The 23,764-nt window shown below is 46.3% G+C and carries 22 protein-coding genes; all 22 read right to left on the bottom strand.

Annotated elements, in window-relative coordinates; all coding sequences use genetic code 11:
• Positions 1-154: 154 nt before the first annotated feature.
• The 22 genes from rpsO to RS891_RS11470 all read right to left on the bottom strand — a co-directional run bounded on the left by rpsO (position 155) and on the right by RS891_RS11470 (position 23,733).
• The gene (gene rpsO, locus RS891_RS11575; protein ID WP_056700672.1) at positions 155-424 is read right to left on the bottom strand and encodes a 30S ribosomal protein S15; all 270 of its coding nucleotides are present in this window, start codon (positions 422-424) and stop codon (positions 155-157) included.
• Between the two features lie 159 nt (positions 425-583).
• Positions 584-1,522, bottom strand: a complete 939-nt coding sequence (locus RS891_RS11570) for a bifunctional riboflavin kinase/FAD synthetase (RefSeq protein ID WP_397386909.1) — start codon at positions 1,520-1,522, stop codon at positions 584-586.
• A 66-nt stretch (positions 1,523-1,588) separates the two neighbouring features.
• On the bottom strand, positions 1,589-2,512 hold the full coding sequence (truB, locus tag RS891_RS11565) for a tRNA pseudouridine(55) synthase TruB (RefSeq protein WP_113052606.1): 924 nt from the start codon (positions 2,510-2,512) through the stop codon (positions 1,589-1,591).
• Positions 2,506-3,483 carry a DHH family phosphoesterase gene (locus RS891_RS11560; RefSeq protein WP_113052607.1) on the bottom strand — a complete coding sequence of 326 codons (978 nt, stop codon included), beginning with the start codon at positions 3,481-3,483 and terminating at the stop codon, positions 2,506-2,508. The genes truB and RS891_RS11560 overlap by 7 nt, the downstream gene beginning before the upstream one ends.
• Before the next feature lie 19 nt (positions 3,484-3,502).
• Positions 3,503-3,862, bottom strand: a complete 360-nt coding sequence (gene rbfA, locus RS891_RS11555) for a 30S ribosome-binding factor RbfA (RefSeq protein WP_062326091.1) — start codon at positions 3,860-3,862, stop codon at positions 3,503-3,505.
• A gap of 25 nt (positions 3,863-3,887) precedes the next feature.
• On the bottom strand, positions 3,888-6,470 hold the full coding sequence (gene infB / locus RS891_RS11550) for a translation initiation factor IF-2 (RefSeq protein ID WP_113052608.1): 2,583 nt from the start codon (positions 6,468-6,470) through the stop codon (positions 3,888-3,890).
• Positions 6,463-6,792, bottom strand: a complete 330-nt coding sequence (locus RS891_RS11545) for a YlxQ family RNA-binding protein (protein ID WP_029880929.1) — start codon at positions 6,790-6,792, stop codon at positions 6,463-6,465. Before RS891_RS11545 ends, infB begins: the two co-directional genes overlap by 8 nt.
• Positions 6,782-7,090 (bottom strand): RNase P modulator RnpM, encoded by a 309-nt coding sequence (rnpM, locus tag RS891_RS11540; RefSeq protein ID WP_053783828.1) that lies wholly within the window; start codon positions 7,088-7,090, stop codon positions 6,782-6,784. The genes RS891_RS11545 and rnpM overlap by 11 nt, the downstream gene beginning before the upstream one ends.
• A 25-nt stretch (positions 7,091-7,115) precedes the next feature.
• Positions 7,116-8,213 (bottom strand): transcription termination factor NusA, encoded by a 1,098-nt coding sequence (gene nusA, locus RS891_RS11535; protein WP_062326087.1) that lies wholly within the window; start codon positions 8,211-8,213, stop codon positions 7,116-7,118.
• Positions 8,214-8,336: 123 nt separating this feature from the next.
• Complete coding sequence (rimP, locus tag RS891_RS11530; protein ID WP_062326086.1) at positions 8,337-8,798, bottom strand: ribosome maturation factor RimP; 462 nt, start codon at positions 8,796-8,798, stop codon at positions 8,337-8,339.
• Between the two features lie 259 nt (positions 8,799-9,057).
• Positions 9,058-13,377 carry a PolC-type DNA polymerase III gene (locus RS891_RS11525; RefSeq protein ID WP_113052609.1) on the bottom strand — a complete coding sequence of 1,440 codons (4,320 nt, stop codon included), beginning with the start codon at positions 13,375-13,377 and terminating at the stop codon, positions 9,058-9,060.
• Between the two features lie 152 nt (positions 13,378-13,529).
• Entirely contained in the window at positions 13,530-14,984 is a 1,455-nt protein-coding gene (gene proS, locus RS891_RS11520) for a proline--tRNA ligase (protein WP_113052610.1), read from the bottom strand.
• 62 nt (positions 14,985-15,046) lie between these two features.
• Complete coding sequence (gene rseP, locus RS891_RS11515) at positions 15,047-16,318, bottom strand: RIP metalloprotease RseP (RefSeq protein WP_076289526.1); 1,272 nt, start codon at positions 16,316-16,318, stop codon at positions 15,047-15,049.
• Between the two features lie 113 nt (positions 16,319-16,431).
• A complete protein-coding gene (locus RS891_RS11510) occupies positions 16,432-17,571 on the bottom strand; it encodes a 1-deoxy-D-xylulose-5-phosphate reductoisomerase (protein ID WP_315795337.1) in 1,140 nt (379 codons plus the stop codon).
• Between the two features lie 67 nt (positions 17,572-17,638).
• Positions 17,639-18,433, bottom strand: a complete 795-nt coding sequence (locus RS891_RS11505) for a phosphatidate cytidylyltransferase (RefSeq protein WP_163760910.1) — start codon at positions 18,431-18,433, stop codon at positions 17,639-17,641.
• Between the two features lie 16 nt (positions 18,434-18,449).
• On the bottom strand, positions 18,450-19,217 hold the full coding sequence (locus RS891_RS11500) for an undecaprenyl pyrophosphate synthase (protein WP_063566384.1): 768 nt from the start codon (positions 19,215-19,217) through the stop codon (positions 18,450-18,452).
• An 89-nt stretch (positions 19,218-19,306) separates the two neighbouring features.
• Positions 19,307-19,861 (bottom strand): ribosome recycling factor, encoded by a 555-nt coding sequence (gene frr / locus RS891_RS11495; protein WP_024630246.1) that lies wholly within the window; start codon positions 19,859-19,861, stop codon positions 19,307-19,309.
• Positions 19,861-20,589, bottom strand: coding sequence for a UMP kinase (gene pyrH, locus RS891_RS11490; RefSeq protein WP_024630245.1), 729 nt, complete (start codon positions 20,587-20,589; stop codon positions 19,861-19,863). The genes frr and pyrH overlap by 1 nt, the downstream gene beginning before the upstream one ends.
• A 229-nt stretch (positions 20,590-20,818) precedes the next feature.
• Complete coding sequence (tsf, locus tag RS891_RS11485; RefSeq protein WP_062326078.1) at positions 20,819-21,469, bottom strand: translation elongation factor Ts; 651 nt, start codon at positions 21,467-21,469, stop codon at positions 20,819-20,821.
• A gap of 116 nt (positions 21,470-21,585) precedes the next feature.
• On the bottom strand, positions 21,586-22,284 hold the full coding sequence (gene rpsB / locus RS891_RS11480; RefSeq protein ID WP_024630243.1) for a 30S ribosomal protein S2: 699 nt from the start codon (positions 22,282-22,284) through the stop codon (positions 21,586-21,588).
• A gap of 240 nt (positions 22,285-22,524) precedes the next feature.
• Complete coding sequence (locus tag RS891_RS11475) at positions 22,525-23,157, bottom strand: hypothetical protein (RefSeq protein WP_315795336.1); 633 nt, start codon at positions 23,155-23,157, stop codon at positions 22,525-22,527.
• 3 nt (positions 23,158-23,160) lie between these two features.
• Positions 23,161-23,733 carry a DUF6115 domain-containing protein gene (locus tag RS891_RS11470; RefSeq protein ID WP_315795335.1) on the bottom strand — a complete coding sequence of 191 codons (573 nt, stop codon included), beginning with the start codon at positions 23,731-23,733 and terminating at the stop codon, positions 23,161-23,163.
• Positions 23,734-23,764 lie beyond the last annotated feature (31 nt).

Below are 23,764 nucleotides of genomic sequence, written 5' to 3'. Positions count from 1 at the left end.
CTTGCAAAACAAAAGCTCCTTGCGGAGCCATTCAGCTACAAATATATGGCAACATGTTCATCTACAAAACAACCCGGCTGTAAGCTCCGCTTGTCCTTTTAGACAAAGGAATGACGGATAACAGCCAGGTTGATTTTGAAAACATGTACGATAATTAACGACGCAATCCGAGTTTTTCGATCAGTGCGCTGTAACGTTTAACATCTTTGTTTTTCACGTAAGCCAAAAGCTTACGACGTTGACCTACCATTTTCAAAAGTCCACGACGTGAGTGGTGGTCTTTCTTGTGCGTACGCAAGTGGTCTGTCAAACTTCTGATGTTTTCCGTAAGGATAGCAACTTGCACCTCAGGTGATCCAGTATCGGACTCATGAGTTTTGTGCTCGTCGATCAGTTGTTGTTTACGTTCTTGAGTCAATGCCATCCTATTCACCTCCTTCATTATAATCGCCATTAGCCTCGTCACCGCCGGTGAGAGCAAGTAACCAAGCCAAGGTTATGTGTTGTCTCAAATGACAACGTAGTACATTATATCATAGTTGCCCAGACAAAGTAAATGTAAACATGTATTTTGTCCTGAACCTTAGGATAACAGGCGGGCGGCGGTTAATGCATCTTCACGAATCTGACTGATCAAGGCATCAATCGAGTCAAATTTCCGCTCTGCACGAATGTAGTGAACGAGATCAACCTTTAATTCCTGGTCATATATCTGCCCATCAAAATCAAGCAAGTGCACCTCAAACGTAGGTTTCATCCCGTTTTCGTGAAAGGTAGGTTTCACACCAAGGTTCATGACGCCGCGCAGTTCCTGCTCCCCATACTGCACACGAACAGCGTATACGCCTTTCGCCGGCGTAACATAATGATCCGTAAGTTCAAGGTTAGCGGTAGGAAAACCAATTGTCCGCCCACGTTTCTCTCCATGAATTACAATTCCCCTGATGCTATATGGTCGTCCGAGCCATTGGCTGGCTTCGTCCATTTCTCCACGTTTCAACAGGACACGAATGAGAGAACTGCTTACCTTCTCACCATTTAACAGGAATGGAGGTACAGTTTCCACCGTCATTTCGCCTTCTCCCAATGTGCGAAGAAGCTGCTCATCCCCTGCTCCCTTGTGACCGAAGCGGAAGTCAAAACCAACTACCGCTGTTCGAGTCTGAAGCGGAATCAGCAGATCATGTGCAAATTGCTGCGGCGTCAATCTGGAGAACTCCTCATTGAATTCGACCACATAGAGTACATCTACACCCATCCCTGCCAGGATGTCTTCTTTATCTCTCAAGGGAGTTAGATAACCCTCGTAATCCCCTTTGCGCATAACTTCCTTCGGATGAGGATGAAAGGTCATCACCGCTGCCTGCATGCCCGTTTCGCGTGCAATGCGGACAGCTGACAAAATGACACTTGCATGTCCGAGATGCAGCCCGTCAAATTGACCGATCGCAAGCACTTGGGGATGTGTGCCCTGAACAGCCGATTGTAACGTCTGCGGATAGGTTAGCATTACGGTTTTCACAATCATTCACCTGCATTTCACTAGATAGGCCAGGCTTGAGTACCACCACTCAAACCAGGAACCTCTTTATTCCGGTAAAAAGACTTTAACAGCTCTCACCGTTGCTTTCAACTCATCCCGCTCAAATATCCCCAGAAACGTCCCATCCTGATCATATAACCGCAGTAGACCAGGTTGCTCTGCAGGCGGTTCGAGCAAACGCGCCGATAATTTCTGGCCCTGAAGGGCCCCCTTGGCCTGATCCGCACCCACCGTATGTGCCGGAATGGAAGAGATGGCTTCATCAACCGGAATCAACACCTCGGCTAACGTTCCATCGATCATACGTTGTTCCACTTCTTCAAAATGAAGGCAATGATCAGCGGAAATCCCAGCCGATATCGTGCGCTCCAGGTGTAGCATGGTGGACGGATATCCCAATTTTTTACCGATATCCACGCATAACGTTCGAATATATGTCCCTTTGGAACATAAAGCGCGGAACGATATATCCGTTGTCTCGCCTTGATTCTCAATTCCTGTCAATTCCAGCTCATAGATCGTAACTTCACGACTCTTACGCTCTACCGTTTTGCCTTCACGAGCAAGTTCGTAGAGACGTTTCCCGTCCACTTTGACCGCAGAATACATAGGAGGAACCTGTGAGATGGTGCCTACGAATTGCTCCAGCACCTGCTGAACCTGCTCCTGTGTCACCTCAACAGCCGTCTCCGACCGCTCAATGACTTCACCTGTCATATCCTCCGTGTCAGTAGACAGACCCAGTCGAAGCGTTGCCAGGTATTCCTTGGGAAGCTCCTGCATGTACTCCACCACACGGGTTGCCCGTCCAAGACAGAGCGGAAGTACACCAGTAACTTGCGGGTCCAATGTACCTGTATGACCAATACGTTTCATTTTGAGAATGCGACGCATTTTGGCCACAACATCATGAGAAGTAAAACCCGCTGGTTTGTACACCGGAAGTATACCTTCGAATGGTTTTACCATTGAGTATTCACCTGCTTTAGCACTAGCGCGACGATATCTTCCAACTTTCCTTCTACGCGACATCCAGCTGCGAGTACATGTCCGCCTCCACCAAAGTTCTGTGCAAGAGCGGCAACATCAACTTTGCCAGCTGACCGGAGAGACACTTTCACCGCATTTTCATTGATTACTTTAAAAAAGATGCCCACTTCCACACCTTGAATGTTACGGGGGTAATTGACTACCCCTTCAAGATCTTCATTAGCCGCACCACAAGCAATCATGTCTTCGGGTGTAATGACCACCCAGGCAATCTTGCCATCGTCAGTCATTTGCAGGCTTGAGAGTGCCTGATTCAATATACGGACTTGTGGGAGCGTAACCTGCTCAAGCAGAATTTGTGCAAGATAAGGTCCATCCACACCATGTTCAAGCAATTTGGATGCAGTGGTCATCACATTAGGACTCGTATTCGCATAGCGGAATCCACCTGTATCTGTTAGCAATCCTGTATAGACTGCTGTAGCCACATCTTTATCCCACTTCACTGGGAAAAGATTGAGGAAATCAAACAGAATTTCAGCCGTGGCTGCTGCGTCTGGCTTAATGATATTTACTGTTCCATACCCATCATTGGTCGGATGATGATCAATATTTAAAATGACAGCATCTTCTTCGAAATAATGACGAGTCAAGCCTACTCTGGAAAAGTCTGCACAATCCACACAGATAATCGCTTTATATTTCCGCACCGGTGGTTGTTCGGTCATGTTCACGATCTTGCCAGCTTCCCACAAAAAATTCATGCGTTGTGGAATTTCACCTTCATTAATCATCGTGAATGTCTTGCCCAGACATGACAGCAGCCAGCCCACCGTTACCGTAGAGCTGACTGCGTCACCGTCCGGCTGTACATGCGACACGACCAGGTAATCATCATGCTCCAGCAGAAATTGCTTTCCGTCCTGAAGCGCCTGTTCATAAGTGTGCATTGCCGTCTCCTTTATTCTGTTACTCGGATTCGTTCTTGTCGGTACCGATATCACCAAGCAGCTTCTCAATTCGGCTGCCATATGCAATAGATTCGTCAATCTTGAATATCAACTCGGGAACATGTCGAAAACGGATACGCTTGCCCAGTTCTGAACGCAAAAATCCATTTGCTTTTGCCAGCGCTTTAAGCGAGTTATCCTTTTGTTCCTGTTCACCGAAGACACTCAGATAAACTTTGGCTTGCGACAAGTCGCCTGTAACTTCGACTCCCGTTACGGTAATAAAGCCGATACGAGGATCTTTCAGTTCAGACTGGATGAGCAGACTTAATTCTTTCTTGATCTGCTCGCCCACTCTACCTGTACGAATCTTAGCCATTGTTGTTCACCTCATGCTTCCTTGCTTATCGTTGTACTGTCTCCATAATGAAGGCTTCGATAACGTCGCCTTCTTTGAGATCATTGTATTTATCCAGCGTGATACCGCACTCGTAACCTTGGGCTACTTCTTTGGCATCATCTTTGTAACGTTTGAGGGAATCCAGCTTGCCTTCGTAAAGGACGATGCCATCACGAATCAAGCGTGCTTCCGCGGAACGCGTAATTTTACCCGAGGTAACCATACATCCAGCAATGGTGCCGACTTTACTGATGGAGAACGTGCTCCGAACTTCAGCATGACCGATTACTTTTTCTTTGTAAATCGGATCAAGCATACCTTTCATTGCTTGTTCAATTTCCTCGATAACGCTGTAGATTACGCGATGCAGACGAATGTCTACTTGCTCTTGATCTGCAGTCGCTTTCGCCTGATTATCAGGACGAACGTTGAAACCAATCACGATGGCATTGGATGCTGCAGCCAAAATGATGTCAGACTCTGTGATTGCACCAGCGCCGCTATGAATAATTTTCACGCGTACACCTTCAACTTCGATCTTCGCAAGGGAACCTTTCAATGCTTCAACCGAACCTTGTACGTCACCTTTGATGATTACGTTCAGGTCTTTGATTTCACCGTCTTTGATGTGTTGGAACAGATCATCCAATGTCACACGTGTGTTTGTACCCAGATCGGATTCACGTTGTGTAATGGCACGTTTGTCGGCGATAGAACGTGCTTTACGCTCATCTTCAAACACCATGAACGGATCTCCCGCACCTGGAACTTCAGTCAGACCAGTAATTTCTACAGGTGTTGAAGGTCCAGCTTCTTTTAAGCGGCGACCTTTGTCATTCACCATCGCACGTACACGACCGAAGCAGTTACCTGCAACAAAAGCATCTCCGACTTTCAATGTACCGTGCTGTACGAGAATACGGGCAACTGGGCCACGTCCTTTATCCAGCTCGGCTTCGATCACTGTACCACGGGCCCGTTTGTCAGGGTTTGCTTTGTACTCGTTCACTTCTGCAACGAGCAGAATCATTTCAAGCAGACCTTCTAAGCCAATTCTTTGTTTCGCTGAAACGTTAACAAAGATGGTGTCGCCGCCCCACTCTTCCGGAACGAGTTCATAGTTGGTCAATTCTTGTTTTACTTTATCTGCATCTGCACCCGGCTTGTCAATTTTGTTGACAGCTACGATAATTGGCAGCCCAGCAGCTTTAGCATGATTAATCGCCTCAACCGTTTGTGGCATAACACCGTCATCTGCTGCTACAACAATAATTGTAATATCCGTAACCTGTGCTCCACGTGCACGCATAGCAGTAAATGCTTCGTGACCTGGTGTATCTAGGAACGTGATTTTTTTGTTGTTAATTTCAACTTGATAAGCACCGATATGCTGCGTGATACCGCCTGCTTCTCCACCCGTTACATTCGTTGAACGAATTGCATCAAGCAATGTTGTTTTACCATGGTCAACGTGACCCATGATCGTAACTACTGGTGGACGAGACTGCAAGTCAGCAGGATCATCATTCTCTTCCAGTGTTTCGAAGCGATCATCTTCAAGGACAATTTTCACTTCTACCTCAACACCGAACTCTCCAGCAAGCAGCAGGATTGTTTCGATATCAAGCTCTTGGTTAATCGTTGCCATTACACCCATTGCGATGAGTTTTTTGATAACTTCAGAAGCATCTTTATGGAGCAATTTCGCTGTTTCACCAACAGTCATGTCACCACGTACGATGATTTTCTTAGGTGTGTTATCAATTTTCTCACGTTGTTGGTACTGTTGTTGATTTCTGTTGCGATTGTTCTTGCCGCCACGATTACCGCGGTAGTTGCCTCCACGGTTGTCGTCATAACGACGTCCACCGCCACCGCTGTTTGAACGGTTGCCGCTATTGTTGTTATTGCCGGAATTACCTTGGCCGCCTCTGCGTTGGCCTTGGCCTGAGCTCTGTCCTTGGCCACCAGTACGGTTGCCGCCAGTGCCAGTGTTGCCACCGCTGTTCGGTCCTGCGCTTCTTGTTTGACCTCCACCGCTATTCGATGGACGTTGACCCGTACTTTGCGGACGGGATGCTGTACTGCTTTGTCCACCTTGAGCTGGTCTTGGACGATTACTTGATTGTCCTCCTTGGCTTGAGCCTTGGGAAGAGTTCGTTCTGTTGCGGCTGTCTTGGCCGCTAGGTCTTTGGGAGCCATTGTTATTGTTGGAATTTGGTCTATTGTTCATACCTACCTGCTTTTCCTGTTGTATTTTTGTTTGTACGGGACTACCGGATGGGTTGCTGCTATTCGGCGTGTTCACTCCGCCGGCCGGCTTGTTGCTGTCCACTGTTTTGTCACTGCGCACTGACGAAGTAGCAACGGATTTTGCTTCATTGCTCTGTTTGGAAGCGGCAGTGGATTTTATATCTTTAAAAAATTGTTCCACCTTACCGACTGAACCATTCTCCATGACACTCATATGATTGTTTACGGGAATATCCAGCTTTTTAAGAATGGTTATAATTTCTTTACTACTCATATTAAGGGACTTCGCATATTCATAAACTCGCAATTTATCCTTGTTTTCTTGTTTACTCAATATACTCCACCTCCGACATTATACCGACTTGCTTGGAGATCATTTTTGCAAACCCTCGATCCGTTACTGCAAGAACAACCCGCGTTTCTTTACCGATACTTGAACCCAGACTATCCCGGTCAAATCCGATCACCAGTGGAACTTTATATGTCCCGCATTTGTCGCGAAATTTCTTTTGTGTATTGGCCGAGGCGTCACCCGCAACAATAACCATTTTAGCTTCGGAAGAACGGATCGCTTTAAGTACAATTTCTTCACCTGTTACAAGTTTGCCTGCACGCATGGAGAGTCCCAGATAAGACAATGTTTTATTATTCATCATGTTCACGCTCCTGTGCTGCTATGAATTCGTCCTCTACCGCAACGAAATCAGCTGCCAATTGCTCATAAATTTCCGGTGAGACTTTGCCCTTTAGCGCCCGATCCAAAGACCGGTTTTTGAGTGCAAGCTTAAAACAGGACTCTTTGCCGCATAAATAAGCACCACGTCCGGACTTTTTGCCAGTCAAATCGATCAGCACTTCATCCTCTGGCGTTTTAACGATACGGATCAGCTGCTTTTTGGGCATCATTTCCTGACACGCCACACATTTGCGTAACGGTACTTTTTTAGTTTTCATACGTTAGCGCCCCCCGTGCTTTACTTTAGTCGACGGAGACGGAATCTTGGTGCATTTCCGAAGAAGAATCTTTCTCTCTGCCGAATTCCTGTTCCGCCTGGCTCTCGCTCTTAATGTCGATTTTCCAGCCGGTCAGTTTGGCTGCCAATCGGGCATTTTGACCTTTGATCCCAATGGCGAGGGACAGCTGATAGTCAGGAACAATAACCCGAGCCATCTTTTCTTCCTCGAATACTTGAACTTCCAATACTTTGGAAGGACTAAGTGCATTAGCCACATATTCGTCTACCTGGTCGGAGAAACGAACGATGTCAATTTTTTCACCGCGCAGCTCACCCACAATGGTCTGCACGCGCATTCCCTTAGGACCTACGCATGATCCAACTGGATCAACTTCCTCATTGCGGGAATGAACAGCAATCTTGGAGCGGAAGCCCGCTTCACGTGCGACGGAGCGGATCTCGACTACACCGTCAAAAATTTCAGGTACTTCCAGTTCAAAGAGACGTTTCAACAAGCCCGGATGTGTACGGGACAAAATGATTTGCGGCCCTTTGGTCGTATTCTCGACCTTGGTGATGTACGCTTTAATACGGTCACCATGAACAAACTTCTCGTTCGGCATCAATTCGGTCAGCGGCAATGCCGCTTCGATTTTGCCCAGATCGATGTAGATATTGCGCAAATCCTGACGCTGCACCACTCCCGTAACGATATCTTCTTCCTTATCAACGAAAGCGTTGTAGATCAGGCCGCGTTCGGCTTCACGAATCCGCTGGGTCACTACCTGTTTGGCAGTTTGTGCGGCGATACGTCCGAAATCACGCGGCGTAACTTCAATCTCCGCAATATCTTCCAGCTGGAAGTGTGGGTTGATCTCTCGTGCAGCAGGCAATGAAATTTCGGTACGTGAATCCAGGACTTCTTCCACGATCAATTTGCGGGCATACACCCGGATAACACCCGTATTGCGGTTCATGTCAACACGCACATTCTGGGCGGTGTTGAAATTACGCTTGTAGCTGGAGATGAGTGCTGCCTCGATCGCTTCAAACAGCACATCCTTGCTGATCCCTTTTTCCCGCTCCAATTCATTCATTGCTTCAATAAAATCCATACTCATGAATGTTGATCCCCCTTTCAAACATGGCATCTCATACGTAAAACGGCGAAAGGCTCTAAACTCATGAGCACCTTGCCGTTATCGTGAGATGTGTCTTTTTTCATTAATAAGTGAACAAGGCACTTAAAACAGAATGGCCAGGCGCGCACTCGCAACCTTGTCATAAAGAATGGCATGCTGTTTCTTGCCTGCTTCGATCACAAGTTCCCCGTCATCAAAGGAAAGCAGCTTGCCTTCAAATTCCTTTATACCATTTACCGGCTCGTAGGTTGTAACAAATACGTTTTTACCTACGGATTTGGCAACGTCCTCCGGTTTTTTCAGTGGACGCTCCGCACCGGGAGAAGACACTTCAAGGAAATAGATGGTCGGAATCGGATCGTTCTCATCCAGCTTGGCGCTTAGCTTTTCACTGATCAAGACACAATCATCGATGTCGATGCCACCCTCTTTGTCGACATACACCCGTAAAAACCAGTTGCTGCCTTCTTTGACGTATTCGATGTCAACCAGCTCGAAGCCTTGTTCGTTCAAGTAGGGTTGGATCATTTCTTCCACGGTAGATTTAATGTTCGTTGTGCTCAAAACCGATAACCTCCAACTTAGGTTACACCAGCAAATATTGGCTGGCAATTTCTTCATTACCCAAGATTCTTGTATACCAAAGACTAAAGAGTGGGTTTCCCCACTCTTTAGAAATTCGTACTATCTCGTTCACTTCAAAAATTATAACATAGTCTGGTAATAGTGACAAGTAAGCGATCACTCAGCCATTTTAACTACTAATGAAGAAAAATTTACGTAATCACATTACAGACCATAAATAGATACTCAAAATGTCATTTTAGAACAAGGATAATTGATTGCTTTCCGGCAAACCACGGAAGCATCCCATGCCCGTCAGCAATTCAACAATTGTTTTACTTGCTTTGGACTTCTGCTGGAAATCTTCAATCGATAGGAATTCTCCATGTTCTCTTGCCGCAGCGATATTGCGTGCAGCATTATCCCCGATTCCTCCCAGTGCCGAAAACGGAGGAATAAGTGAATTTCCGTCAACGATAAACTTCGTCGCTTCCGAACGATACAGATCAATCGGCTTGAGCGAGAATCCGCGTGCTGCCATTTCCAATGCCATCTCAAGGACAGGCAGCATATTTTTTTCTTTTGGCGGTGCCTGGAAACCTAATTGTTCAATCTCTACGATCTTCCGATAGATGGGCTCATAGCCCTGACATACCAGTTCAATGTCAAACTCATCCGCACGAACTGTGAAGTATGTCGCGTAGTATTCAATTGGGTGATACAGCTTAAAGAAGGCTGTGCGCACTGCCGAGATAACATAGGCGGCCGCGTGGGCCTTTGGAAACATGTACTGGATTTTAAGACAGGAATCAATGTACCATTGCGGCACCTTGCAATTTTTCATCTCATCAATCCATTCTTGCGGCAAACCACGTCCCTTACGCACACTCTCCGTGATTTTAAAGGCAAGACTGGCGTCCATGCCCGCTTTATAGATCAGGAACAACATGATATCATCCCGGCAACCAATCACCGTTTTGATATTACAAGTTCCATTTTTAATTAAATCTTGTGCATTACCAAGCCATACCCCCGTACCATGAGACAATCCGGAAATCTGGAGTAGATCGGCAAAAGACGAAGGCTGAGATTCGATAAGCATCTGACGTACAAACTTCGTCCCCATCTCTGGTACACCAAAAGTGGCAACTGGTGAACGAATCTGCTCTGGCGTAACGCCGAGTGCCTCTGTAGAGTTGAACATGCTCATGACCTTAGGATCATTCATCGGAATGGTCGTTGGATCAATACCCGTCAAATCCTGCAGCATCCGCATCATAGTTGGATCATCGTGCCCCAGAATATCGAGTTTTAGCAAGTTCTCTTCGAAGGCGTGATAGTCAAAGTGTGTTGTTTTCCACTCCGCATTAACGTCATCCGCCGGGAATTGTACAGGCGTTACATCTTCCACTTCAATATAATCCGGTACAACAACAATACCACCGGGATGCTGCCCTGTACTACGTTTAACCCCGGTACAACCTGAGGCCAAACGGTTCAATTCTGCTCCGCGCCATTTCTTATGATGTTCTTCCTCATATTTCTTGGCAAAACCAAATGCTGTTTTCTCAGCTACTGTACCAATTGTGCCCGCACGGAACACACTCTTTTCGCTGAAAAGCACCTTCGTATAGTTATGGGCATGCGGCTGATAATCACCCGAGAAGTTCAAGTCAATATCGGGAACTTTGTCCCCTTTAAAACCTAGGAAAGTCTCAAACGGAATATCCTGCCCTTCGCCTTTTAATCGGCCTCCACAATCAGGGCATTCTTTCTCAGGAAGGTCAAATCCACTCGGCACGCTTCCGTCGAGGAACCACTCACTGTGCTTACACTCCGGATTCACACAAATATAGTGTGCTGGCAACGGATTAACCTCGGAAATCCCCAAGAAAGTAGCAACTACAGACGAACCAACTGATCCCCTCGAGCCAACAAGATAACCGTCCTGATTCGATTTTTTAACCAAACGTTCCGAGATCAGATAGTTGGCAGAAAAACCATATTTGATGATGGGATTCAGTTCTTTCTCCAGTCGTGCCACAATGACTTCCGGTAGTTCCTCACCATAAATCGACTTGGCGGTATTATAGCAGGTATTACGGATTTCATCGTCTGCACCTTCCAGAATCGGAGTGAACAGCTTATCCGGGAACAGCTTGATTTCCTCGAACCGATCCGCCAATTCAACCGTATTCGTAACAACGACTTCGTAGGCTTTATCTTGGCCCAGGTACTGGAACTCTTCCAGCATTTCATCTGTCGTTCTTAAGTGAGCGTCCGGTTTGCGTTGATCTTTAAGCGGGCTGAAGCCTGTAATTCCATGAATGGTGATATCCCGATATAGTTTGTCGCGCGGCTCCAGGTAATGAACGTTACCTGTGGCTATGACCGGTTTCCCCAATTTTTGACCGATGTCAACAACTTTACGAACCGCGAGCTTTAGTTCCTCAGGTGTAGCTACCAGCCCTTTATCCACCAAATGCATGTACATCGTCAAAGGCTGGATCTCCAGAATGTCATAGAAATGCGCTATCTCTTCCGCTTCTTCAAGAGATTTGTTCAGCACAGCCTCGAAAAATTCGCCTTTTTCACAACCAGATAAAATAATGAGACCTTCACGCAAATTGATCAGCTTCGATTTTGGAATACAAGGCACCCGTTTGAAATGCTCCGTATGGGAAAGTGATACCAGTTTATAAAGATTCTTTTTACCGACATCGTTCAAAGCATAGATTCCGCAATGGAATGGACGCGTATTTGAAAGGTCAACTCCGACATAATCATTAAGACGATCAAGCATGGTCAGACCTTTCATCTGGGCGGCATCATTAACCAATCCATTCAGTATACCTGCAAGCGCAATCGTATCATCAATCGCCCGGTGATGACTTTCCAGTGCTACTTTATATTTATCCGCCAGCGTATTCAGACGGTGGTTCTTCATTTTTGGATATAACAACCGTGCCAGTTCCAACGTATCGAGTACAGGGTTCTGAAGCTCAGGCATGCCAAGCTGTTTCAGCGAAGCCTGAATAAAGCCCATATCGAATCGCGCATTATGCGCAACCAATACGCCATCTCCGGCAAACTTCACAAAATCATGGATAACCGGTTCTAGCTCAGGTGCATCCTTTACCATTTCATCGTTAATGTTAGTCAACTGCTGAATGTTATATGGGATGCGCTCATGCGGATTTACAAACGTAGCAAAGCGGTCAATTTCTTTACCATCCTCTACCTTCACTGCCGCAATCTCGATGATCTTGTTCTGGGTTACAGACAGACCTGTGGTCTCAATATCAAAAACGATATATGTTGCTGATTTGAGTTCCAAAGGCTGCGGTGCCATAACAACAGCAACCGAATCGTTCACCACATTGGCCTCGAGGCCGTAGATCATTTTGATTCCGTTTTTCTTGGCCGCTTTGGACGCCTCCGGATACACCTGCACACCGCCATGATCACTGACCGCGATTGCTTTGTGTCCCCATTCCGCTGCAGTCTTTACGTATTTGTCGATTGAAGTTACGGCATCCATTGTACTCATTGTGGAGTGCAGGTGGAACTCAACCCGTTTCTCAGCTGCATTATCCTTACGGGATGGCGGTGCCTTTACTTCCATCAAATCTGAAGGAATCATGGCCAGTTCCGGAATTTGCATAAACCGGTCGTATTCAACGCGCCCACGGACTTTTACCCATTTTCCATTAGCCAGCAAGCTGAGGATTTTGACATCCTCTTTTGTTTTGGCAAACATCTTCATTTGCATGGAATCCGTGAAATCCGTCAGATAAAAAGTAAACAGGGTATTCCCGTTCCGCAATTCCTTGCGATCCAGACCGAAGACCGTCCCCTGCAACGTAACCTTTTTCTCTTCATCTTGAATTTCCTGCATAGGTACAGCTGGTTCCTTGATTTCATATCCCATTTGTAAGCGAACATCGCCTTGTTCTTCCTCTTCAGGCATTTCCGAGTCCACTTCACTCATCATCTGCTCAATGACTTGAAGCTCTTCTTCCCGCTTCTTGAGCTGGAATTGTTCCATCGCCTCTTTATTGCTTTCAACCTCACCAACCAGCAATTTGACCCGCAAAGGCAATTGAAAATACTTATCATAAAAAGTGGTTATAGCCTGATCGATCTGCTTCTTCTTCGCAAGCTCCATCGACATGGCATCACTCATGGTCAATTGCAGCAGATCCGCTTCACATTCAAACTTGGTACGATTCATCCAACCATTAACCGATGGGATCTCTCGTGTAACCCATTCAAGAAACAGATTCCAATACTCACTGACAATATCACCAATCGCGACCTGCTCACTATATTTGAAGCCAAACGTAATCTTGGAAATATGATTCATTTTCTCTTGGATATGCAGGCAAAATGTACGATAGATTGGAGCAGGAACCAAGGTATCCTTTGCAATCACAATAGTCCAGTCGCGATTGCTACGGCTTGTCTCCACCCGTTCAATCCATCCATCCAAAAAGTAGGGCTCTATCAGGCCTGCTGGAAGCTCCGTCTGTTTCATCAACAACTCAAACCGTTTTCTCTTCTCCTCGAATCCACTCATCGTGTTCCTCCTTGTACCCCCTTAAAACAGGAAAAGCCTCTGCATTCAAAAATGTCCCCGATCCGAACCCGCACCGACTCATTTTATCCGACAGAAGCTCTCCATTCCTTACTCTTACGGTGAATAAGTGCTGTTAGTCAAGTCTTCCTGACTTAGTACGCTCTTGCAAACACTACCGTGTGTTTCGCTTGTTCACCACAAGCCAGGCACGTATGCTTTTCTTCCGCAGGCTGGAACGGAATATTCCGGCTTGTTGCACCTGTTACTTCTCTTACTTTATCTTCGCAAGCTTCTGAACCGCACCATCCAGCCAGTGTGAACCCGCGTTTGTTTTCCATCAATTCCTTCATCTCATCAAGCGTATCTACAGAGTAGAAGTTGTCCGACATAAACGTGCGGGCACGTTGCAGCATATCGGCTTGCACCTGAGTCAGCATCGTCTGGATTTCTTCTACCAGATTGGCTTGTTCAACAACTTTCTTCTCTCCAGTAATCCGAGAAACGAGAACACATACACCGTTCTCCATATCACGCGGACCAATTTCGAGACGAATAGGAACACCACGCATCTCGTATTCATTGAATTTCCAGCCTGGACGAACATCACTGCGATCATCCATTTTCACACGAATCCCCGCCTGTTTCAGCTCAGCAAACAACTCGTCCGCACGGCCTACAACAGCATCACGTGTTTTTGGCGGTCCAATTGGAATCATGACGACTTGTGTTGGTGCAACTTTAGGAGGAAGAACCAGACCACGGTCATCTCCATGAACCATGATTAACGCACCGATCAAACGTGTACTTGTTCCCCATGAAGTGGTGTGAGCCAGTTCCAGCACGTTGTTACGGCTAAGATACTGAATCTCAAATGCTTTTGCAAAATTCGTACCCATATAATGAGAAGTTCCGGCTTGTACCGCACGCCCATCCTTCATCATCGCTTCGATGGAGAAGGTGTCTACAGCACCTGCAAATTTCTCGGATTTTGTTTTCTGACCCGTAATAACGGGGATCGCCAGATATTCTTCCACAACTTCACGGTAAATTTCAAGCATTTTCATCGTCTCTTCACGTGCTTCTTCTTCCGTCTCATGAGCCGTATGGCCCTCTTGCCATAAGAATTCACTTGTGCGAAGGAAAGGCAGTGTTCTCTTCTCCCAGCGAACCACGTTAGCCCATTGGTTGATCAGTACTGGCAAGTCACGATACGACTGAATCCACTTGGAGTACATGTGGCCAATAATGGTTTCCGAGGTTGGGCGAATCGCCAGACGTTCTTCCAGCTTTTCTCCGCCTGCTTCCGTTACCCATGGCAATTCGGGATTGAAGCCTTCAACATGTTCTTTTTCTTTTTGGAAAAAGCTCTCCGGAATGAACATCGGGAAGTAAGCATTACGATGGCCGGTTTCACGGAAACGGCGGTCCATCTCATCCTTAATGTGCTCCCAGATTTCGAACCCGTCTGGTTTGAAAACAATACAACCGCGTACGGGCGAATAGTCCATGAGATCAGCTTTTTTAATAACATCAATGTACCAGCGTGAGAAATCCTCGCCCTGAGGTGTAATTTCAGTCACGAACTGTTTATCATTTTCCTTTGACATAAGACTCCAGCGTCCTCCCATAACGACTCTCTCTGAAAAGTCAGAGCGTAGTCAAACCATAATTATCCGTTAATTAATCGTAATATATCATTGTATGTTACTGCCAGCATCAGTACAAACAACATGGCGAAGCCGACAAAATGAACCATACCTTCCCGGTTCGGGTCAACGGGTCTGCCACGAAGCGCCTCAATCCCCAGGAAAACCAAACGGCTTCCGTCAAGCGCAGGAATAGGCAACAAGTTGAAGATACCAAGATAAAGGCTCAAAATGGCAGCCCATCTGGTTAATTGCTCAATACCCTGTTTTGCAATTTGGCCCGTAACCTCAAATGTACGCACCGGACCACCGATATCGTCCATGTTAAATTGATTAATGAGATGTCTGAATCCTTCAAAAATCACTCTGGTTGTATCCACCATGGCTACGCCGGACACTTTAAATGTTTCTACAAATCCAACAGAACGGGTTGGTAGCGTAGGTACAATACCAACTTTACCGCCTTCCTGGCCTTCTACCGCTCGAGGAGTAATCGTGATATTAAACGTTTCATTCCCCCGGCGCAGCGTCCACTCCATCGGCTTGTCTTTGGAATCAGCAATCATGCTGACCATTTTTTGCGAATCCGTGCCGATGGCCGTACCATTGATTGTCTCAATGATATCCCCCTTTTGCAGGTTCGCTTGGTAGGCAGCTCCACCTTCAAGCACTTCACCAATTTCCAGATTTTTCGGATTCTCAACTGGAACCCCAGCCATCTGTGCGTAGACTGCAAATAAAACAAATGCCAGGATGAAATTCATGAGGGGTCCGGCAAAAATCGCCATTGCCCGCTGACCCACCGTTTTACTGCCGAATTGGCGATCTTTCGGTGCAATCTGCGTTTGTTTTCCACGACTCACGAGCATCGCTTGCGGATGTATCCGGTACTGCTGAATTTCGCCATCCACATCGAGTTGCAATTTCAATGCATTCTCCATATCAATGGAGATCACTTCACCACGAATTACATTTTTTCGATTATCCAATTGATCGAGGTAGATCATTTTGACTTGGTCATCAGCCGACCTTACTGCAATTGTCTGACCTTCTTGAATTTCTACCAGTTCCGGGTCTTCCCCAGCCATACGTGCATACCCGCCAAAAGGCAGTAGACGCAATGTGAACTGGGTCTCGTTTCTTTTATATGAGAACAATTTGGGACCAAAACCGATCGCAAATTCCCGTACAAGAATACCGGCGCGTTTGGCAAAATAATAATGTCCCCATTCATGAACCGTCACGATGACAAAGAACATGAGCACCGTTAGAAATACCACTTGTATGGTTTCCAATCCCTATCCATCCTCCTTCACGGCACGAACCGCAGTCTGTCCCTTTAGATTATCATTATTCTCTGATGCTGCACAAGAGAATCACTTCTTCCATTTTATCTTGAAAAAAGAGATTACAGACTGAACGCAAGTTGACGGCTCTCCTGATCACATCTTGCGATTTCCTCCAGATCAGGCTCGTCCACATTGCGGTGTGCTTCCAGCACAGAAGCAATAATATCCTCTATTTTAAGGAACGAAATCTCTTTACGCAAGAAACGTGCTACAGCAACCTCGTTGGCTGCATTAAACGCCGTTGCTGCGGTTCCTCCCATTTTACCACATTCGTATGCCATTCTTAAACAAGGGAACCGTTCCATATCCATCTCACGGAAATGCAGTTTGCCCACTTGCGTTAGGGATAGACGTTGTGAAGGTGATGGTAAGCGGTCAGGATAGGTCAGTGCATACTGAATGGGAACACGCATGTCCGGATTGCCAAGCTGGGCAATAATGCTTGTATCATTAAACTCCACGTAGGAATGAATGATGCTCTCTGGGTGAAGCAATACATCAATCTGATCATAACTTAGTCCAAACAGCCAATGCGCTTCAATAACTTCCAGACCTTTATTCACCATCGTCGCCGAGTCTATCGTAATCTTCGACCCCATCGACCAGTTAGGATGTTTCAGTGCATCTTCTACGGTAACTTCCTTGAGCTGTTCACGAGTCAAATCACGGAACGATCCTCCAGAGGCCGTAAGTGTAATTCCCATCACGCGTTCACGAGGTTCTCCATTCAAGCATTGGAAGATAGCCGAGTGCTCACTATCCACAGGCAGAATCGGTACCCCTTTCGCAGTCGCTCTTGCAGTAACAATGTGACCCGCTGTAATTAGCGTCTCTTTGTTAGCCAGCCCGATCTTTTTGCCTGCATCAATAGCAGCCAGGGTTGACTCAAGCCCTACACTCCCCATTACAGCAGTAACAACCGTATCTGCATCCGTTCCGGCAGCAACTTCTACCAATCCTTCTTTGCCATAAAAAAGCTGTGTTTCGACAGGTAGGTGCGGTGCCACGGCCTCTGCCAGCTCTTTTGAGCCAACTGATACCTTTTTGGGTCGATAACGCTTCGCTTGCTCAATCAGCAGCTCTATATTGCTCCCAGCAGCCAGTCCCTCTACTTGAAAGCGTTCGGGATGCATATCGACTACATCCAGTGTCTGAGTTCCAATGGAACCGGTTGACCCGAGAATCGCAATTTTTTTCATGCTGCACCTCATCTTTATTTATCCAATGCCTATGACGAATAGTTCGTCATATGGCTTGTGCTCATTTTTAATAGGGCAGAAGCATTAGTATATGTACGAATGGAAAAACGACAATCCAGCTGTCGCACCGATCCAGAATACCGCCATGCCCCGGGAGCAAAGTGCCGGAATCTTTGATGTTATACACACGTTTGTAAGCAGATTGAATCAGATCTCCCATTTGTCCTACAACCGCGCATGCAATCCCAATCCATACCGCTCTTTGCCAAGACAACAAGCCGTCTGACACCAATGCAAAAACAACAGAAGTGACTACCGCGATCACAATACCACCCAGTGCACCTTCCACCGTTTTATTAGGACTGATCGACGGCCAAAGTTTGTTCTTCCCGATAAGTTTCCCTACAAAGTAGGCACCTGCATCACTTGCCCATATGGAGCCCAGAAGCAGAAACGTCCAGAACAACCCATGATGCAAATGTCTGGATTCCGCGATGTAATAAAAACCGATTCCAATATACATTACTCCCAAAAAGAGCATGGCAACAGTGTTTACAGGAATTTTGTTTTTAGTTACCACAGAGGCCGTCATTAATACAAGCATCACAAGCCATCCGATCTGGAATAACGTTAGTGGTCTGGCTTCCCAAACCATTTCCCAAGGAAACACAATCGCAAAGATACCTGCATAACCGATTAGGGCTACACCTGAAAAAGGCTGTACCCCGGTCATTTTCACAAATTCATAGTAACCGATGAGAGCCATAAGCAGTACCAAGCCATGGTACCAGGGTCCGCCCAGCATGCAAAAACCCAAAAATAACACACCTGCTATGATTCCTGTCGTTAGTCGCTGTTTCAACGGCTTCATCCTCCATCTATTTCAAACCGCCGTAACGCCTTGTTCTGCGCTGATATTCGGCTACTGCTTCAAGCAAATGCTTTTTGCCAAATTCGGGCCAGTATATATCCGTAAACCATAATTCGCTATATGCGAGCTGCCAAAGCATGAAATTGCTTAATCTCAACTCTCCGCTCGTCCGGATTAGCAAATCCGGATCAGGCATATCCCCAGTGAGCATATGTCTGTCAATGAGTTCAGGCGTAATATCGTCTGCCGATAGTTCCCCCGACTTTACCTGCAGAGCGATCTGTTTGACACAGTCCGTCATTTCGCGACGACTTCCGTAGTTCATTGCAAAATTCAAAACAAGCCCTGTGTTATGTTCCGTAAGACGAATAGCTTCACGCAAAGCATTAATGGTATGGGAAGGTAAGTGCTCCTCCTGGCCCATCATACGGATGCGTACATTTTTTTCTATAAGCTCATCCAGCTCTATCGCCAAAAATTCTTGCGGAAGCCGCATCAGAAAATCCACTTCTTCTTTTGGACGCGTCCAGTTTTCTGTCGAAAAAGCGTACATCGTCAGATATTTGATGCCCAGTTCATCCGCCGCGATGGTCGCACGTTTGACCGCCTTCATCCCATTCTGGTGGCCAGCTATTCGTGGGAGACCCAAACGTTTCGCCCATCGTCCATTGCCGTCCATAATGATGGCGACGTGCTGCGGGATATTATCCTCGGATATAGTCAGCGTTTCCTGCTTGTCAGCCCCATTCCACCACGACCGAACCCGTTTGATCATTCCTGTTCCTCCAAAATCCCTGAAGTTTCTTCACCTGAAGCTTGGAAAAAGAGACAAAACCCCACCGTATTGGAGGGGCTGCGCTTGTCTTACACTTCCATGATTTCTTTTTCTTTGGCAGCGAGTACCTTATCGACTTCAGCAATAAACTTGTCGGTCGATTTTTGGATGTCGTCTTGATGTCTCCGGGACTCATCCTCGGAAATGTCTGACTTCTCCATTTTTTTAATATCATCATTCGCATCACGGCGAATATTACGAATGGCTACTTTGCCTTCTTCACCGAACTTTTTCGTCAACTTCACAAGTTCTTGTCTGCGTTCTTCCGTAAGAGCCGGAATGGACAGACGAATCATCGTTCCGTCGTTCGCTGGCGTAAGGCCAAGATCGGATTTCATAATTGCACGCTCAATATCCCCCATGGAGGATTTATCCCACGGCTGGATCATCAGTGTGCGGGAATCCGGTGTACTGATATTAGCCAATTGGTTGAGCGGAGTCATTGCACCGTAATACTCTACTTGAATCCGGTCTAGAAGAGCCGGAGTTGCACGACCTGCACGCAAAGTGGCAAGATCACGTCGTAACGCTTGAATCGCTTTATCCATACGTTCTTCGGCATGTTTTTTAACCGCTTGTGGCATTAATCTACACTCCCTTTAACGATTGTCCCGATGCGTTCACCAAGAACAACACGTTTGATGTTACCTTGTTCCGTAATGGCAAATACGATCAACGGAATGTTGTTGTCCTTACACAGCGAGGACGCCGTTGAATCCATTACACCAAGATCTTTGTTAAGTATATCCATGTAAGTCAACTGATCAAACTTGACAGCTGTGCTGTCTTTAAACGGATCTGCTGAGTATACACCATCAACTTTATTTTTGGCCATCAAGATGACTTCTGCTTCGATCTCTGCTGCACGCAGTGCTGCTGTTGTATCGGTGGAGAAGAACGGGTTACCTGTACCTGCTGCAAAAATAACGACCCGGCCTTTCTCCAGATGACGAATAGCTCTACGACGAATATAAGGCTCCGCAATTTGTTGCATGGCAATCGATGTCTGTACGCGAGTAGGCACTTCAATCTGTTCCAGTGCATCTTGCAGGGCGAGCGAGTTCATAACCGTCGCCAGCATCCCCATATAATCGGCAGTTGCTCTGTCGATGCCGTTCTCGCTACCGGCAATTCCGCGCCAGATGTTTCCGCCGCCGCACACGATAGCAACCTGTACACCTAGTTCAACTACTTCTTTTACTTGCTGGGCAATCGACGAGATCGTCTCTGCATCAATACCGTAGCCATTTTGACCGGAAAGAGACTCTCCGCTGACCTTTAAGACAACACGTTTAAATACTGGCTGTTCCAATTATTCACCCTCCACTTTGAATTGAACACCCTCGGTGTTCAACCAACAAAACTTCTCGCGCATGGCCTCCTGCTTAAAAAGAAAGGAACACAGTTGTGTTCCGCTCTTTTAGGAAAAACGTTCAACCGGTAAGGCATTGTTTTCCTGGGATATAAGGGAGTAGCGCTTCGAAGTTTCATCATTCTTATATCTTCGAAAATCATTCCTGCTTGCCGGTTAGAAAACCGTCTTATTTGTTTACTTGGGACATAACTTCTTCTACGAAGTTGTCTACTTTTTTCTCAAGACCTTCACCCAATTCGTAACGAACGAAACGACGGATGGAGATGTTTTCACCGATTTGGCTGATTTTTTCATTCAACAGTTGGGAGATTGTTTTGTCAGGATCTTTAACAAAGGTTTGCTCCAACAGGCAGAATTCTTCGTAATATTTACCGATGCGGCCTTCAACCATTTTTTCAACGATTTTTTCTGGTTTGCCTTCGTTCAGAGCTTGAGCTTTCAAGATTTCTTTCTCTTTTTCCAGCTCTTCTGTAGGAACTTCTTCACGAGTAACAAATTTCGGGCTCGCTGCTGCGATTTGCATAGCGATGTCCTTAACGAAATCTTTGAATTGATCTGTTTTACCTACGAAGTCAGTTTCGCAGTTCACTTCTACCAGTACACCAATACGACCACCAGCGTGGATATAAGATTCTACAACGCCTTCAGTTGCTGCACGGCCAGCTTTGCTTGCTGCTGCTGACAGACCTTTTTCACGAAGCAATTCAGCTGCTTTCGTGATGTCACCGTTTGCTTCTTCCAGTGCTTTTTTGCAATCGAGCATACCTGCGCCCGTTTTTTCACGGAGTTCTTTTACTGCACTCGCATTAACTGCCATTATTAATTCCCTCCAAAAATAAGTAATTGTACGTACACTCTAAAAAAAGGGCAGTGAGAGGTTATCCACCTACCAACCACCCTTTTCATTTAATTCATTAGATATGTTCGAATCTATTAAGCGGAAGTTTCTTCGCCTTGGTTAGCTTCGATAACGGCATCAGCCATTTTACCTGTCAACAGCTTAACGGCGCGGATTGCGTCGTCGTTACCCGGGATAACATAATCGATCTCATCCGGATCGCAGTTAGTATCAACGATACCTACAATTGGGATACCCAATTTGCGAGCTTCCGCAACAGCGATACGCTCTTTGCGTGGATCGATGATGAACAGGGCGCTTGGCAGGCCTTTCATATTTTTAATACCGCCGAGGAATTTCTCCAGGCGATCTTTCTCTTTGCGAAGCAAGATTACTTCTTTTTTAGGCAATACAGCGAAAGTACCGTCTTCTTCCCAAGCTTCCAACTGTTTCAAACGATCAATACGTTTTTGAATAGTTGAGAAGTTAGTCAGGGTACCGCCGAGCCAACGTTGGTTAATGTAGAATTGACCAGCGCGTTCAGCTTCTTCTTTAACGGAATCTTGAGCTTGTTTCTTAGTACCCACAAAAAGAATTGTACCATTCTCTCCTGCGATTCCTTTAACGAAGTTGTAAGCCTCTTCGACTTTTTTCACTGTCTTTTGCAAGTCAATGATATAAATTCCGTTTCTTTCAGTGAAGATATAACGATCCATTTTTGGGTTCCAACGACGAGTTTGGTGACCGAAGTGTACCCCAGCTTCGAGAAGCTGCTTCATGGAGATTACTGCCATCTTCACACACCTCCTAATATGGTTTTATTGTGTCCTCCGCCGGCATCATTTTTCGCCAAGACTCTCCATCAGGAAAGCACCCTCAACAAAATTAGCACATGCGTGTGTTTTAACACCGTTATTTAATATAGCATAACTGATTGCCTGATGCAACAGTCTTTCAAAGCAAATTTCCGAACCTTCATAGCGATACAGAACTTGTCATTATTTATACATAAAAACCGTCCTGCCTGAGCGCACTCAGTTTGACGGTTCTTTTGTAATCTTGGCAATAATGGATTTGAAGCTTTCGCCTTTTTCCAAGTCATAGGTACCGACTTGTATTTTGGTATTAATTCGCTCTGCTCTGCCCGCCTTTATGAAAGCTTCTGCACTATCGACAATCCCGGCTTTCTCCAGATTCCCGGCCACGATGGCTAGACTGTTGCCTGAACGCACTTTGAACGTTACGGTAGCCGCAGCTTCGGGACTGTTAGGAGTTGGCGGTTCGGTCTTCTTTGGCTGATCGACTTCGTCCTGTTTGTCGCTTTCATTAGTGGCAGGTTGCTTTGGATCATCAGGTTGCTCCGGTTTCACAGCTGATTCTGCAACTTCAGGTGCCGTTGCAGTTTTCCCCTGTAGTTCACTGCTTTCTTGTTTCTTCTTCGCTACCCACTCAGCTTCTGTAAACAGCTCATCATCAGAAGCTACAAGCTTCATGTCCATGCTCTTTGCAGCTGCTTCAAGCTGTTCCATTGTCAGATTGGCTGTAGCCAACTCAGGGTCGAGATTACTCTCAGACAGTGCATTTTGTCCAACCGTTGCAAGCTGCAGCAATACTGCACCAACAATCATGCCACTTCCAAGTCCAATCCATAAGGAGCGCTTGTCCATCTGTTAGCTCTCCTCCCGTTCTGCCAGCTGTAAAATCAACTGTACTTCTCCACGTTGTATGCCTGTCTGCTTGGCAATGGCATCCACTGACTTTCCTTCAGCATATAGATTAAACAGCTCTGCATATCGGTCCTTAATGGATTCACGTACAGGCTTAGGTTCTTGTACAGCGGCCTGCTGTTCTGCTTCTGACACCTGTTGGGCCGAATCTGCTCGCACACTGTCTACAAGCGCCTGTGCTTGCAATCCGCTTGTGCTATGTACCGGAATTATATTGGAGGATATGTCTGTTTCTGTCATTTTACTTTCTTCCAGTTGATCCAGCCTCCGCTGTAATTCCTGAAGCTGTGATTGCATACGCTGATCTGCCGCCGTCGCCTCACCCTTCATTTCAGCAACACGCTGAATGAGAGCATCATTATCGTTCTCTATCTCAGTCATATAATGTTCAAGCGTAGATTCCATCTCTTGCACCAGGTGATGCCCAGGCTCCTGCACTTTGTTTTTCTTGGGCATGACAAGCGCATATGCAATTGCGCAGGCTCCTAATATGACAATAATGATCCATGGTGACAAATTGGGTTCTCTCCTTTTAATGCAGCCATCG

It is taken from the genome of Paenibacillus sp. BIC5C1, from assembly GCF_032399705.1.
Classification (GTDB): Bacteria; Bacillota; Bacilli; order Paenibacillales; family Paenibacillaceae; genus Paenibacillus; species Paenibacillus taichungensis_A.
The sequence above is the reverse complement of the archived record's forward strand: the minus strand, read 5'-3'. Positions and strand labels throughout refer to the sequence as shown.